This window comes from Curtobacterium sp. L1-20 (assembly GCF_048755855.1).
Taxonomy (GTDB): Bacteria; Actinomycetota; Actinomycetes; order Actinomycetales; family Microbacteriaceae; genus Curtobacterium.
On record NZ_CP151473.1, the window covers coordinates 2141026 to 2155116 of the forward strand.

The window sequence follows — 14091 nt, forward strand, 5'->3', positions numbered from 1 at the left end:
CCTAGGCGCAGACCGCGACGAACGCGCAGCCGTCGCCCCCGGCCCGGACGGACCGGGTCGCTTCCGGCGTGACCGCGGCCGCGGCACCCGGGGCGAGTTCGACCGCCGTCCCGTCGACGACGAGCCACCCGGAGCCGCGGACGAGGACGTACGCGTCCTCGACGCCGTCGGCGCGGTGGTCGTGCGGCACGGTCTCCTCCCCGGCCGGGAGGTCGACGTGGTAGAGCCCGAACGCCTCGACGCCGAGCGCCGCGTTCAGGCGCCGGTCCCACGGGCTGGAGGCGGGGTGGGACGCAGCGGACGGCGGGACGTCGGAGACCTGGATGACGGAGTAGCCCATCCGTCGCTTGTACCAGGGGAGTCCTCGGTGTCGCTGGTCGGCCGTCAGGTCTCGTCCGACCGCGGGGGAGTCGCGCCGGACCATCTGCTCGCCTGCCAGACGGTGTTGGCCCCGACGAGCGCGAGCATGACGACGACGATCACCGGGAACACGGCGGGGTGCCACTCGTGCTCCCGCGTGAGCTCCCACGTCTCCTTGACGGCGATCAAGCAGCCGCCCACCGCGACGACGAACCAGCCGGTCGCCTTGCGGATGAACCGTTCGCGGTGCGCACGTTGCCGCGGCGTCATCACCGCGAGGACCGTGCGGTGGTAGGCGACGCTCCGGCGCCGCCGCAGGACCAGCATCACCGGCGTGAGGAACCACCACCACGCGGACGGCGGCGGGGGCGGTGCGATCGGCGACGCCGGGTCAGCGCCGGCCTGGTCGGTGTCCTCCTCGCGGAGCTCGAGGACGCCCTGGTAGAGCGGCCCGGCCACCAGGAGCCACGCGCCGAGGAAGCCGCTCCACGCGATGAGCGTCTCCATCAGGACCTTCCTCCTCGGACCGCACGCTGCTCATCCGTGGTGCGGTCGCTTCGGAGGGCGGCCACTCCGGTGAGGATGATCTCGATCCCCGCCCGGAACTGCTCGCGGTCGTCGTGCTCGACGAGCTGGCGCTCGATCCGGGCCAGGAACGGGTACCGGCCGCTGTCCGATCCCACCAGCGGCGAGGTCGAGGACTCGATGAAGCCGGGCCGGTCCGCTCGGACGTCGCCGAGGTGCTGGCCGGCGTCGTACTGGCTCGCGACGCCGAGGACGTGGTGCACCAGCGCGGAAGCGGCGTCGAACTGCTCCGGTGCGGGGACCCCGAGTGCGGTGACCTCCGAGCCGATGCGGTCGAAGAGCTGCAGGACCGCGGGCTGCCACGGGGCGGCGACGAGCTGCGAACCGAGCCACGGGTGCGCGACGATCGCGGCGAAGACCCCCGCGGTGACCTGGCGGATGCTCGCGGCCGGGTCGGCGCTCCCGGCCGTGGCGAGGACGTCCGTGATCATGCCGGTGGCCGCGGCCGAGAGCAGCTCGCTCTTGTTCGACACGTGGTGGTAGAGCGCGCCCGCACCCGTCGAGAGTTCGGCCGCGAGGGCGCGGAACGTCAACGCGTCCGTCCCGCCGGCGTCGAGGAGTGCGATCGCCGTCTCGACGATCCGTACCCGCGTCAGTGCATCCGTCCGGCGCTCTGGCCGCTGTCGCGCGTTCGTCACCGGTGCATCGTGACACACGGTGGAACGGCGTTCCAAGCTTGTGGAACACCGTTCCACCACCGAGAGGACGCCCCCGTGGCCTTCACCGATCAGCCCTCGTACATCATCAAGATGCGTGCCAAGCCCGGCATGGCCGACCGCCTGTTCCACCTGGCGACGGTCGGCATGGAGAAGTCTGGGTCCTCGGACCGGTTCATCATGCTGCGTGAGGACGCCGACCCGGACGTGCTGTGGAACATCGAGGTGTTCCGCTCCGTCGAGGCGAAGGACGGCTACGAGAACAGCCCGATGGCCGACGAGCTCCGGGACGAGATCATCGACCTCCTCGCTGAGCCGCCCGTCCGCATCGCGGCGCACCCCTACTCCGCGATCCCGGCCCTGCCCGGCGACGTCGATTGACGGTTCCGCCGCAGACGCCCGCTCCGGTAGTGTCTGCGTGTGCACGTAGACAAGCAGCCCTGCGGACTCAGCCCGGAGTCCGAGTACGTCGAACTCGCGGTCGAGGTGTTCGCGATGCTCGCGGACGCGACCCGCGTGAAGATCATCCTGGCGCTGCGGGGTGCTGACGAGTTGTCGGTGAACCGCCTGGCCGAGATCGTCGGCAAGAGCCCCGCAGGCGTGTCGCAGCACCTCGCGAAGCTCCGACTGGCACGGATGGTGTCGACCCGTCGCGACGGCACCACCGTGTACTACCGCCTCACCGACGAGCACGCGTCCGAACTGGTCATCGACGCGGTGAAGCAGGCCGAGCACGTCGTCGGCGCCGCGCCCCACCACCGCGTGGCGCGGGACGACGCGTGACCGGTCACGACCACGAGCCCGGGCCGGGCCACCACGGGCACGAGCACGGCGACGGCCACGGGCACGAGCACGAGCACGAGCACGGTGAGCACGGGCACTCGCACGCACATCCGCACGGCGGGGTGCGGGGATTCCTGTACGACCTGTTCGTGCCGCACACCCACGACTCCGCCGACTCGATCGACGACGCGATGGAGGCCAGCTCTGCCGGCGTCCGAGCACTGCAGGTCAGCATGACCGTCCTGCTCGCGACGACCGTCCTGCAGGCCGTCATCGTCGCGTTCACCGGCTCGATCGCGTTGCTCGCGGACACGATCCACAACTTCGCGGACGCGTTGACCGCCGTCCCGCTGTGGATCGCGTTCGTCCTCGGCCGCCGGGCCGCGAACCGCCGGTACACGTACGGCTACGGCCGTGCGGAGGACCTCGCGGGCATGTTCAACGTGTTCGTCGTCGCCCTCTCGGCCGTGGTCGCCGGGTGGCAGGCCGTCGACCGGTTCGTCGATCCGAGGCCGATCGAGAATCCCTGGTTGCTCGTCGCGGCGGGCCTCATCGGGTTCGCCGGCAACGAAGCCGTGGCGATCTACCGCATCCGCGTCGGGCAGAGGATCGGGTCCGCCGCCCTCGTCGCGGACGGGGTGCACGCCCGTCTCGACGGGTTCACGTCCCTGTCGGTCGTCCTCGGTGCCGTCGGCGTCCTGCTCGGGTTCCCCATCGCGGACCCGATCATCGGTCTCCTCATCTCGGTGTCGATCATGGTCCTGCTCTGGGGCACCGTGAAGTCGATCGGGGCCCGACTCATGGACGCGATCGACCCCGCTCTCGTGAGCCGGGCCCAGCACGCGCTCGAACACACCACCGGCGTGGAGCGCGTCCGCGACGTCCGGCTGCGATGGGTCGGGCACCGACTGACCGGCTCGGCGACCGTCGAGGTCGCCGTGGATGCCCTGCACGACGCCGAGCACATCGCGGACCACGCGGCCGAGCACGTGCACGAGACGATGGGCAACATCGACGAGTTCACCGTCACCCCGGCCGTCCACGCGCACGCGCCGCTCGGAGGGTCGGCGCGGTAGCGGCACCCTGCTGGGCTCGGCACGGAGCCGCCCGTCCGCACGACGGCGCCGTCCGCCGGACCGCCGTCCGTGGAACAGCGGATCCGCGCCGTCCCGGAGGGGCACTACGGTCCGACGGACAGCAGACGTCGAGAGGACCGCGCACCATGACGAAGCACGACCGACCCGACCAGACCCTCACCGGGCGGACGGCACTCGTGACCGGGGCGAGTGGCGGCCTCGGCGCGGCGATCGCCACGAGGCTCGCGCAACGGGGCGCCGACGTCGTGCTGCACGGCCGCGATGAGGAACGCCTCGATCGTGTGGCCGCAGCGATCGAGCGCGGGACGCCGGGACGGCGGGTCCACCGGATCGTGCTGGACCTCGCCGCGGAGGGGGCCGCCGCTCGGCTGGTCACGGAGGTCGAGGCGCTCGGCCTGACGATCGACGTGCTGGTCAACAACGCCGGGTTCGCCGCGCACGGCGCGTTCGCCGGGCACGACGGCGACCGGATGGCCGACATGGTGCGGGTGAACTGCGGCGTCGTCCTCGGCCTCACCCGCTCGTACCTGCCCGGCATGCTGGACCGCGGCGACGGTGTCGTCCTGAACGTCGCGTCGACGGCCGGTTTCCAGCCGACCCCGACGATGGCGGTCTACGGCGCCACGAAGGCGTTCGTCGTCTCGCTCTCCGAGGCGCTCTGGCTCGAGACGCGCGGGTCGGGCGTGCGGGTCGCCGCGATCTGTCCCGGCCCGATCGACACCGGCTTCTTCGACGCGGCGCGGAGCACGGTCCCGTTCCTCACCCGCGGTCGCGCGGACGCGGACGCGGTCGCCCGTCGCGTGGTCGCCGAGGTGACCGCGCACGGCGGCCCCAGTGCCGTCCCCTTCCTGTCGAACAAGGCGATCGCCACGGTCTACCGCCTCCTGCCCCGAGCGCTCGTCACGCGGACCGCGCGACTCGTCATCAACCGATGATCACGGGCGGACCCAGGGGCGACACGCTGCCCTTCCGGAACGATCGCGTGACCGCCCTGCTGACGGACCACGCCCACCTCGCGACGCGGTCCGGTGAGGCGATCGCGTACCTCCCGGCCGTCGGTCCGTGGGCGGCCGTGGAACGGGACCACCCACCGGCGTGGGAGGACCTGCGTCGGGTCACCTCCCGCGCCGTGGTGGAACGGTCAGCCGGGTTCGAGCCGACCGGGTGGCGGACGGTGGACCGATCGGAGTACCTCGTCATGGTCGGCGACCGGCCGAGCACCCCGACGGACACCGCAGGGGTCCGCGTGCTGCGCGAGCACGACCTCCCGGCCATCGCGCGGCTCGCCGCGGACTGCGGGGCGACGATGTTCTCCGAGGGCGCGTTCGCGATGGGGCACTTCCGGGGCGTGTTCGACCACGACCGTCTCGTCGCGATGGCCGGAACGCGGGGCTCGACGCCGACCACCTGGGAGGTGGCCGCGGTCGCCACCGTCCCCGACCACCGACGACGTGGCCTGTCGGCGGCGGTGGTCTCGGCGACCCGGGAGGCGGCCGAGGCGACCGGGCGTACCGCCTTCCTCCACGTCGCCCCCGACAACGTGACGGCCGTCCGGCTCTACGAGCGGCTCGGCTTCAGCGTGCACGGGGAACCGGTGGTCGTCGACGAACTCGTGGCGCTCGCTCCGGCGACCGGACCGACCTCCGACGGCCGGTCGACCATCGGCCCGTAGGACCACGGATGTCCCGGCAGCGCGATGCTCGCACCCTTGCTCCGTCGGGCACCCCCGAGCACACGAAAGAGCAGGATCGCGATGACGAGTGACGTCCACCACGACGGGACCGACACCGGCGGTCGGACGCGCGTCGCCACCGGCAAGGTCCTCCCGCCCGGGGTGCCGTTCCCGGACGGGATCCGTGCGGGTGGCCTGCTGTTCGTGTCGGGGCAGCTCGGCAACGTGCCCGGACAGATGCGCCTGCGTCAGGGCGGTATCGCGCCGGAGACGCTGCAGGCCGTGCTGAACGTCCGCACGGTGCTGCAGAGCCATGGGCTCGACCTGGGTGACATCGTCCGCTGCACCGTGATGCTGCGGGACATGGGCGAGTGGCACGCGTTCAACACCGCGTACGAGGCCGCGTTCACGGGGTTCCCCCTGCCGGCGCGCAGCGCGTTCGGCTGCGCGGGGCTGGCGCTGGACGCCCGGGTCGAGATCGAGGTCACCGCGGCGTCCTGACGTCGCGCCCGAGGAACACCACGAGGGACGGAGCAACCCCCGACGGCCGTCGGCGGGACGTCGGAGGCGCCCGCCGGGCGCTGCGCCGGAGCACGCCCCGCCAGGAGAGGAACCACCATGCCATCCGGACCACCCCAGGACATCACGTCACGTCCGGTCGCCGTGATCGGAGGTGGCACGCTCGGCCGGAGGATCGCCCTGATGTTCGCCAGTGGTGGCGCGGACGCCCGCATCCACGACCTCGACGATCAGGTCCTGTCCGACGCCGTCACGTTCGTGGAGCGCTCGCTCCCGGGAGTGGTCGCGGGACGCGCCGGCGCCGTCGCCGGGACGGTCGCGGGCGCACCGGACCTCGTCGACGCGGTCGACGGTGCGTGGCTCGTGGTCGAGGCGGTCCCGGAGCGACTCGACCTGAAGCGGACGGTGTTCGGGCAGCTCGACCGTGCGGTGGCGACGGACACGATCCTCGCGAGCAACTCCTCCTCGTACGCGTCCCGACTCCTGATCGACGAGGTCGAGCACCCGGAGCGGGTGTTGAACGTGCACTTCGCCATGCCGCCGGTGCAGAACGCCGTCGAGCTGATGGGGAACGGCCAGACCGACCCGGCGATCATCGCCCTCCTCGTGGAGCAGCTGCCGCGCTACGGCGTGTCCCCGTTCGTGGCGCACCGGGAGTCGACAGGGTTCGTCTTCAACCGCATCTGGGCAGCCGTCAAGCGCGAGTCCCTCGCGGTCGTCGCCGACGGGGTGTCGACGCCGGAGGACGTCGACGCGGTGTTCCGGATCAACACCGGAGCGCCGGTGGGCCCCTTCCGGATGATGGACCAGGTCGGCTTCGACGTCGTCCTCGACATCGAGGACCACTACGCGGCCGAGGACCCGCACCTGTCCGAGGGCCCGAGGCGGCTGCTGCACGAGTACGTCGCCGCCGGTCGACTCGGCGTCAAGAGCGGTCGCGGCTTCTACGTGTACGACCACTGAGCGCGGTCGACGACCCTGAGCGCGGTCGACGACTGTTGAGCTGCGTCCGCGACCGCGGAGCGAGCGGGCGCGAGCTGCCCCTGCCGCGTCAGTCGTCCCTGCCGCGCAGGTGGAGCGCGAGCTGCGTCCGGGTGCTCACCCCGATCTTGCGGTAGGTGTTGGCCAGGTGCGTCTCGACGGTCCGGACGCTGACGTGGAACGCCGCGGCGATCTCGCGGTTCGTCCTGCCGCTCGCGGCGGCCTCGGCCACGCGGCGCTCGGCAGCGGTGAGCGACGACAGGGTCTCGTCGTCGCGCACCGTCGCCGCGAGCTGCTGCAGGTCGCGGAGGATCCGCGGCTCCCCGACGCGGCGGGCCGCGGTCAGGGCGGTCGCGTGGAGTGCTCGTGCGTCCTGGTGCCGTCCCGCCGCGAGGAGTGCGCGCACGAGGTCGGTCTCGGTGCGGAGCCGCTCCAGCACGAACCCGCCGGCGCGGATGTCGACCAGGGCGTCCGTGAGGTACCGGACCGCGCGGGTCGGGTCCTGCGCGAGCTCCGCCAGACCGCGGACGCGTCGCGCCTGTCCCCGAGCGTGCTGCCGGCCCGGGTGCGTCGCGATCCGGTCGAGCGCCGCGGCGATCCCGAGGGCTTCGTCGCGACGACCGGTGGCGGCGCAGGCGCGGGCCAGTTCGACGTCCACCCAGAGCCGGCGCCCGGGTTCCAGGATGCCGCCCTCCTCGGCGGTGGCGTGAGCACGACGGAGGTGGGGGAGCGCGTCGTCCCACGACCCTTCGTACGCTGCGTGCAGGCCGATCAGGCCGCTCCGGAGCACTGCTGCTCGTCCGCCCATGGCCGGCGGCAACGCCTCGGCGAGGACGGACTCGAGGGCAGCGGTGTCGTCGCGCGCGATGGCGGCGAGTCCGCGTGCGCGGTGGAAGCTCGCGGGCTCGCGTGCAAGCACGTGCGTCGCGTCCTCCGCCCTCGCGAGCAGGGCTGCCGCCTTGTCGAGCTCACCGCTGAGGACCGACACCACGGTCGCGTTGGCGAGGGCGTCGGCGAGTCTGGTGAGCTGGCCGTTGTCCTCGAGGCGGACGATGAGGGCGGGGAGCAGCCAGTGTGACCGCTGGAGGTCGTCGCACTGGTAGACGAAGTTCGCCTCGGCCGCGAGGACGTCGTCGCGGATGGCGGCCGGCGGTGTCGCCTCGTCGAGTTCGCGGATCCGGGCGTCGAGGCCGGGGTCGACGCCCTCACCGTGTTCGAGCCGGTCGAGCAGCTCCCAGTGCAGCGCGGAGAACAGTGCGCGGGGCGCGACGTCCGGCGCGATCCGGAGTCCGACCGCGTGGAGGTCGTCCTCGTCCGGGTGCCCGGCCGCGCCGCCGGACCGGACGTTCTGCGAGAACGCGAGGCGCGCGACCTCGAGCACGTCCCGGTGCGGCCCAGGCTCGGGGAACAGCGCCTGCAGGTCGGACACGCGTTCCAGCACTGCCGCCGGACCGTGGAGGTGTTGCTCGGCGTCGACCAGCAGGTCCACGAACTCGTCGAGCTGCGGCACGTCGAGGGATCGGACGTCGACGTCGCGGAGCACCGTCAGGACGTCGGTGTGTTCCCCGGCGCGGAACGCCGTGCCCGCTGCGCGCAGTGCCCGGCCCGTGCGTTCGGGTGCCGACGCGTCCGTCCGTTCGAGCGCACGGCGTGCGAGCCGGTGCGCGTCGACGGAGGCCCCCGCGGCGGCGGCGCGGTCGACGGCCTGGTCGAGTTCCGCGGCGAGCAGTGCGTCGGGACCTGCCGGTCGTGCGAGGTCGAGGTGTCGTACCCGCCGCACCGCGTCCAGGGGGAGCGCCGCGGCACGCCGGTGGAGGGCTGCCCGATCGGACGCCGTGAGCAACTCGATCGCCGCGCTCCCGAGCAGCGGGTGGTCCGGCACGAGCTGACCGCTGTCCCGGGTGAGCACCCGGTCCCGCACGGCAGCGTCGACGGTGTCCGGCTCGACGGCCCCGGCAGCGACGAGTGTCTCGGCCCGGACGCCGCCGAGCACCGCGACGAGCTCGAGGAGGTGGCGGACATCGGCAGGCAGCCGCTCCGTCCGACCGCGGACGGCGTCGAGCACGGACGTCGGCAGTGCCGTGTGGTTGCCCCGGACGTGCTCCTCGGCGAGTTCGAAGGCCAGCAGCGGATTGCCGCTGCTCAGCCGGAGGACCGTCGACCGGTCCGCCGCGCTGAGCTGGGTCCCGAAGGCATCGACCAGCATCGTGCGCATCGTGGCTGCCCCGAGCGGCTCGACCCGGACCACGTCGCCCGGACCGAACACCGGTCGGTGGTCGGCCACCGTCATCGACGGATCGTGGAGCCGCGTCGCGACGACGCGGAGCCCGCGGCGGACGACGGGGCGGTCGAGCGCCAGTTCGAGGAGTCCCCGGGTGTCGCCGTCGAGCCACTGCCAGTCGTCGACGGCGAGGATCCCGCCGTCCGCAGCGAGCCGCGCGAGGAAGTGGGTGACGCCGGCCGCCACGGCGCCGGGAGCGACCGGCCCGTTCGCCGGCGATCGGTCCAGGACGTGCAGGAGCGCCGTCCGTTCCGCTGCGGGGAGGGCGGCGAACCGCGCGGCTTCGACGTCCTGCATCAGGTCGCGGAGCCCGCGGAAGCGGTGCTGGTCGTACTGGCGTGCCCGCGCGAACAGGATCGGGGAGCGCTCCTGCGCCGACGCCACGACCCGGTCGAGCACCGTCGACTTGCCGATGCCCGCTTCACCCGTCATCAGGATGCGCGCGCCGGCAGTCGTCACCTTCTCGCCGATCCGGGCGATGAGCTCCTCGCGCTCCCCGCCGGCGGGGGTGTGTCCTGACGGTGCCATGCGGGGGTGTTCTCCGTTCTGGTGCGGACAGCGAGCGGACCGGTGTGCCGAAGGGTGCTCGGGCGTCGACACGACGTGGGCACCGGGCCTCGTGCTGATCCGACGGTACTGCGTCCCGTCGTCCGGAACGAGCAGCGCGACGTGCAGGACACCCGGCGGGGTCGGCGGGTGTCCGGCGTGCGCACCGGACCGTCACCGCGCGCCGGACGATCCGGTCCGGACGGTCACCCCCATGCCGCGGGCGTCGGCGCGTCCGCCGGTGCCGCCAACTGCCCCAGGAGTCCGGCGAAGTCCTCGAGGTGCCAAGTGGTGACGATCCTCCCGTCGCGGACCTGGTGCACGTCCATGGTGCGCATCGCGATCCGCTTCCCGGTCGGTTCGTGTCCCATGAACGCACCCAGGTGCGTACCCGTCACGGTGTTGCGGACGGCGACCCGGTCGCCCTGGACGATGACGTCCTGGTGTTCGACGTCGTAGTCGGGCATCGCGCGACGGAAGCTCGCGATCTGGGTGGCCATGCCCGCGGGGCCCTGCTCCTGGCCCGGCGCGAGCGGCAGGTCGATCCAGTCCGCGGCCAGGACGGTGTCGAAGGCGGTGGTGTCACCGGTGCGGAAGGGTTCGTAGAACGCGCGCACGATCGACTCGGTCGTGGCGTCGGCGGTGGTGTCCGGTTCGTCGGTGGTGCTCATGGTGGTGTCCTCTCGAGACGGTGTGGGTTGCTGGTGGTGCGGAGGTCCCGCGCGCGAGCCGCGAGCCGCGAGCCGCGAGCCGCGAACGGCGAGCGGCGCGCCGGGCGGTGGACGTCGGGCGCGTTCAGCCGAGTGCCAGGACGAGCCCGGCGACGACGAGGACCAGGGCGGTCGCGCCGTGGACGCTGAGGGCGTGGCGGAGACTGCCGCCGTTCGTGGCGACGATGACCGCGTCGCCGACCGGGGTGACCGCCGCGGCGAGCAGGACCCATCCGAAGACGTGCGGGCCGGCGACGAGGAGGACGACCAGCGGGACGATGCCGGAGGTGATGTCCCGGACCCCCTTGATGCTGGTGAAGGCGCGTCGCCGGTCCTCGGCGACGCCGAACCCGCTGGTCGCGATCCGGGGCGCCACGAGGAACCGTGCGCCGATGAACAGGATGAAGAGGCAGCCGATGACGGCGACGATGAGGGCGATGGTGACCACGAGGGGGACCTTCCACGGTTGAGTAACGGTGTTCTCCTACGACCGTAACGGAGGACGCGTTTGTTGTCTACCGTAGTTAGATAACTGCATTCTGCTATGGTCGGAGCATGGCGCCACGTCCTGCCCCCGACCTCGATCTCCGACGTGACCAGATCGTCCGAGCCGCCCGCGGCCTCGCTGAGGTCGACGGCTGGGAAGCGGTCACCATGCGTCGCCTCGGGTCCGAGCTCGGCGTGACGCAGCCCGTCATCTACTCGGCGTTCGCCGGAGGGCGGCAGCAGATCGTCGACGCCGTCGCCCTGAGCGGCTTCGATGCGATGGCCGCCGCGCTCGAGGCCGTGCCCGCGGAGCCGTCGGCGCGGATGCAGGCGTACCGCGACTTCGCCGCCGACCGACCGCGCGTCTACGAGGCGATGTTCTCGATGCCCTCGGGACTCGCGTTCGGCACCGGGACCGGGCCGCAAGCGCTCCAGCGGGCCTTCGCGGCGATCCGGGTGGCGTTCGACGACGACCTCCAGGCCGAGGTCGCCTGGGCGACGGTCCACGGGCTGTCGACCCTCGAGAACAGTGGACGACTCCCCGCGACGCAGGCGCGTGCGCGACTCGAACTCGCCCACCGGGCGCTGAGCCGACGGTAGGGCGACCGCTGGACGACCCCTTGACGCCGACCCCGCCGAGGACCATCGTGCCTGCATGGCCCTCTTCATCTCCTGTCCGGTGCGGAGCGTCGAGCGCGCGACCGCCTTCTACACGGCCCTCGGGTGGACGCCGGAACCGGCGATGTCCGGCGAGGACGTCTCGTGCTTCGCCATCGCCCCGACCCAGTACGTCATGCTCAGCAGTCGTGCGGCGTACGAGCGCGTCGGGGGAGTGGAGGAGCTGATCGGCGGCCCGGACACCCCGTCGAAGGTGACGGTCTCGTTCGACCTCGACAGCCGCGAGGCCGTGGACGAGCTCGTCGACCGTGCCCGTGCCGCCGGCGGTCGGGTCGGTGACACCGACGAGTACCCGTTCATGTACCAGCGACAGTTCGACGACCCCGACGGGTACCACTACTCGCCGTTCTGGATGCGGCCGGACACCGCACAGGACGGCTGAGCTGCGGTCGTCCCGGTTCGGTGATCCCCCGGAGGACACCGCGGGACGAGGCCGGGGATCCTGCTGCCCATGACGACCGACCAGCGCGCGACCACCGGCCAGCTCCACGACGACACCAGCCCTGCCGCGTGGTCCGCTCCGCACGAGCAGGACCCGGCGGTGGCGCCGGAGCTCGTCGAGGTGCTCCGGCGGAACGCCGCGGCCACCGAGGCGGCGGGTCGGTTGGTCCCCGAGTCGCTCGACGCGCTCCGCGAGGCGGGGTGCTTCTCGCTCGCCGGCACCGGTGACGTTGCACGACAGGCTCCCCGGGTCGTGTCCGTCCTGCAGCAGCTCGGCGCGGCGTGTCCCGCGTCGGCCTGGGTGGTCGGCCTCACCACCGCCGTCACCGGGCTGCTGCCGCTGGCCTCCGACGAGGCCGCCCGGGCCGTGGCCGCCGCACCCGGTCCCGTCGTGGAGAACTTCGCGCCCGGTTCCCTGGCGGCTGCTGACGACGGCTTCGTGCTGAACGGGTCGTGGCCGTACTCGTCCGGCTCCGAGGTGGCGACCTGGGCGATGCTGGCCGCGCTGCAGTCCACGGAGGGCCGTCCGCCGCGCATGCGGATGACCGTCGTGCCCACCGCGCAGCTCCGACTGGTCCGGACGTGGGACGTCGCCGGCCTGCAGGGCACGGGGAGCCACACGCTCGTCGCCGAGGACGTGGCGGTGCCGACCGGCTTCGTGTTCGACCTGCCCGTCGACCCCGACGTCACCGGCCGTGCGGTCCTGCTCACGACGACCTTCACGACGGCGTCGATCGTCGGCATGGCCTCCGGTGCCCTGGGGATCGCCGCCGCGCTCGTCGCCGGCACGAAGGGGCCGACCCGGACGCGGTACACCTCGTACGCGGAGTCCCCGGGAGCGCGGGCCCTCTACGCGGGTGCGCGCGCCCGGATCGCGAACGCGTCGGCGCGGGTCGCATCGGTCGCGGCCGTCCTGGCCGGCCAGGCGGACGGCTCCGGTGCCGCGCCGCTCGACCGAGCGGCACGGCTCGGGCTGCGGCACTCCCTGGTCGTGGCCGTCCGTGAGGCCCGGGAAGCGGTCGACGACCTGTGCGACCTCCACGGATCGAGCGCGTTCACGAGGTCGAACCCGCTCCAGCGCTTCTGGCGCGACATCGGGGTCGGCAGCCGGCACCTCGGTCTGCGGCAGTACATCGTCGACGAGGACCTCGCCCGCGCTGCGGTCGGTCGTGACGACTTCGCGGCTGCGATGTCCTGATCCGCGGGGGCGACGCGCCGGAGGCCACGGCCCCCGTCGTCGCCGGAGTGCTCAGCGGGCCGCGCCGGCCACCCCCACGCGGACCGCACTGATCCGACCGGCCCGCGTCCGGGCCGTGGTCGCCGGGTCGTAGCTGTCGGCCGTCGCGAGGTACAGCGTCCGACCGTCGGCGCCGCCGAGCGCGCAGTCGATCGCGCACCGCCCGGGGGCGTCGATCCGGTCGGTGACGGTGCCGCCCTCGAGGACGCGGAGGAACTCGCCGGTGTCGACCGAGCACACCCACACGGCGCCCTCGCCGTCGACGGTGCTGCCGTCCGGCGTGACCCCGTCCGGCAGGGCGGCCCACTCCCGCCGTCCCGTCAGGGACCCGTCGTCCTCGATGTCGAACGCGGTCAGACGGCCGCCCCACGTCTCGCTCACGACGAGGGTCCGAGTGCCCGGCAGCACGTTCGCGCTGTTCGGGAACACCAGGCCCTCGGCGGCGACGCGGTGCGAGCCGTCCGGCTCGATGACGTGGAGCGGTCCGGGGCGGAGCTCCTCGCCTCCGTACAGGTCGTAGCCGAACGCGCCGATGTACGTCCGTCCGGTGGCGGGGTCGACGACCAGGTCGTTGAGCAGCGAGGGTTCGTCAGCGGAGAGGTCCGCGAACACCGACGTCGTTCCGTCGGGCGCCACCGCCACGACCGTGCGGGACTCCATCGAGCTGATCACGAGCCGACCGTCCGGCAGCCACCCGAGTCCGGACGACTGCCCGGGGACCGTCGCCTCGAGCCGCGGCGCGTCGCCGGCGTCCGGATCGATCGAGAAGACCTCGCCGGTGTGCATGTCCGAGTACCAGAGCCGCCCGTCGTGCCAACGGTTGCCCTCGGGGAAGCGGATGTCGGAGACGACGTCGGTCGCGGAGTCCAGGGTGATGCGCATCGGCCCAGCCTGCCAGCAGGCGGCCGGGTCCGACGCGGCACCGCCGCCGCGGTGCGCAGGGTGACCGCCTGGAGGCGCGACCCACCCGTCCGACGCCGGTCGCGCCTCCAGGCGGTCACGCGCACCGCGCCACCAGCCAGGTGCTGTCGGAACCCGTCTGACGGGCCCCTGGCTCGG

At 72.9% G+C, this 14091-nt stretch carries 17 protein-coding genes; 10 read left to right on the plus strand and 7 right to left on the minus strand.

What is annotated here, in order from left to right; genetic code table 11:
* Position 1: 1 nt before the first annotated feature.
* From AAEP86_RS11650 to AAEP86_RS11660, 3 genes are read right to left on the minus strand one after another with little or no spacing between them, the layout of a single operon-like run.
* On the minus strand, positions 2-340 hold the full coding sequence (locus AAEP86_RS11650) for a hypothetical protein (RefSeq protein ID WP_420367496.1): 339 nt from the start codon (positions 338-340) through the stop codon (positions 2-4).
* 44 nt (positions 341-384) lie between these two features.
* Positions 385-867, minus strand: a complete 483-nt coding sequence (locus tag AAEP86_RS11655; RefSeq protein WP_420367497.1) for a hypothetical protein — start codon at positions 865-867, stop codon at positions 385-387.
* Complete coding sequence (locus tag AAEP86_RS11660) at positions 867-1583, minus strand: TetR/AcrR family transcriptional regulator (RefSeq protein ID WP_420367498.1); 717 nt, start codon at positions 1581-1583, stop codon at positions 867-869. The genes AAEP86_RS11655 and AAEP86_RS11660 overlap by 1 nt, the downstream gene beginning before the upstream one ends.
* 75 nt (positions 1584-1658) lie before the next feature.
* Here AAEP86_RS11660 and AAEP86_RS11665 point away from each other — a divergent pair, with 75 nt between their 5' ends.
* From AAEP86_RS11665 to AAEP86_RS11695, 7 genes are all read left to right on the plus strand, one after another.
* On the plus strand, positions 1659-1982 hold the full coding sequence (locus AAEP86_RS11665) for a putative quinol monooxygenase (protein WP_420367499.1): 324 nt from the start codon (positions 1659-1661) through the stop codon (positions 1980-1982).
* A gap of 39 nt (positions 1983-2021) precedes the next feature.
* Positions 2022-2384, plus strand: a complete 363-nt coding sequence (locus AAEP86_RS11670; protein WP_420367500.1) for an ArsR/SmtB family transcription factor — start codon at positions 2022-2024, stop codon at positions 2382-2384.
* Complete coding sequence (locus AAEP86_RS11675) at positions 2381-3460, plus strand: cation diffusion facilitator family transporter (RefSeq protein WP_420367501.1); 1080 nt, start codon at positions 2381-2383, stop codon at positions 3458-3460. Before AAEP86_RS11670 ends, AAEP86_RS11675 begins: the two co-directional genes overlap by 4 nt.
* Before the next feature lie 146 nt (positions 3461-3606).
* Positions 3607-4416 carry an SDR family NAD(P)-dependent oxidoreductase gene (locus tag AAEP86_RS11680; protein ID WP_420367502.1) on the plus strand — a complete coding sequence of 270 codons (810 nt, stop codon included), beginning with the start codon at positions 3607-3609 and terminating at the stop codon, positions 4414-4416.
* 47 nt (positions 4417-4463) lie between these two features.
* On the plus strand, positions 4464-5153 hold the full coding sequence (locus AAEP86_RS11685; protein ID WP_420367503.1) for a GNAT family N-acetyltransferase: 690 nt from the start codon (positions 4464-4466) through the stop codon (positions 5151-5153).
* Positions 5154-5234: 81 nt separating this feature from the next.
* Complete coding sequence (locus AAEP86_RS11690; RefSeq protein WP_420367504.1) at positions 5235-5654, plus strand: RidA family protein; 420 nt, start codon at positions 5235-5237, stop codon at positions 5652-5654.
* A gap of 117 nt (positions 5655-5771) precedes the next feature.
* Positions 5772-6635: a 3-hydroxyacyl-CoA dehydrogenase family protein gene (locus AAEP86_RS11695; protein ID WP_420367505.1), complete on the plus strand. Its 864-nt coding sequence runs from the start codon at positions 5772-5774 to the stop codon at positions 6633-6635.
* 88 nt (positions 6636-6723) lie between these two features.
* Here the strand turns inward: AAEP86_RS11695 and AAEP86_RS11700 are convergent, their stop codons facing one another.
* The 3 genes from AAEP86_RS11700 to AAEP86_RS11710 form a co-directional block, all read right to left on the minus strand.
* Positions 6724-9462 carry an AAA family ATPase gene (locus tag AAEP86_RS11700; RefSeq protein ID WP_420367506.1) on the minus strand — a complete coding sequence of 913 codons (2739 nt, stop codon included), beginning with the start codon at positions 9460-9462 and terminating at the stop codon, positions 6724-6726.
* A gap of 224 nt (positions 9463-9686) precedes the next feature.
* Positions 9687-10151 carry an ester cyclase gene (locus AAEP86_RS11705; protein WP_420367507.1) on the minus strand — a complete coding sequence of 155 codons (465 nt, stop codon included), beginning with the start codon at positions 10149-10151 and terminating at the stop codon, positions 9687-9689.
* Positions 10152-10275: 124 nt separating this feature from the next.
* Positions 10276-10638 (minus strand): DUF4267 domain-containing protein, encoded by a 363-nt coding sequence (locus AAEP86_RS11710; RefSeq protein WP_420367508.1) that lies wholly within the window; start codon positions 10636-10638, stop codon positions 10276-10278.
* A gap of 107 nt (positions 10639-10745) precedes the next feature.
* Here AAEP86_RS11710 and AAEP86_RS11715 point away from each other — a divergent pair, with 107 nt between their 5' ends.
* From AAEP86_RS11715 to AAEP86_RS11725, 3 genes are all read left to right on the plus strand, one after another.
* Entirely contained in the window at positions 10746-11276 is a 531-nt protein-coding gene (locus AAEP86_RS11715) for a TetR/AcrR family transcriptional regulator (protein ID WP_420367509.1), read from the plus strand.
* Positions 11277-11331: 55 nt separating this feature from the next.
* Entirely contained in the window at positions 11332-11736 is a 405-nt protein-coding gene (locus tag AAEP86_RS11720) for a VOC family protein (protein ID WP_420367510.1), read from the plus strand.
* A gap of 69 nt (positions 11737-11805) precedes the next feature.
* Positions 11806-12993, plus strand: coding sequence for a hypothetical protein (locus tag AAEP86_RS11725; RefSeq protein ID WP_420367511.1), 1188 nt, complete (start codon positions 11806-11808; stop codon positions 12991-12993).
* Positions 12994-13044: 51 nt separating this feature from the next.
* On the opposite strand, the gene AAEP86_RS11730 is transcribed toward AAEP86_RS11725, so the two are convergent.
* Positions 13045-13914: an SMP-30/gluconolactonase/LRE family protein gene (locus tag AAEP86_RS11730; protein WP_420367512.1), complete on the minus strand. Its 870-nt coding sequence runs from the start codon at positions 13912-13914 to the stop codon at positions 13045-13047.
* Between the last annotated feature and the right edge of the window lie 177 nt (positions 13915-14091).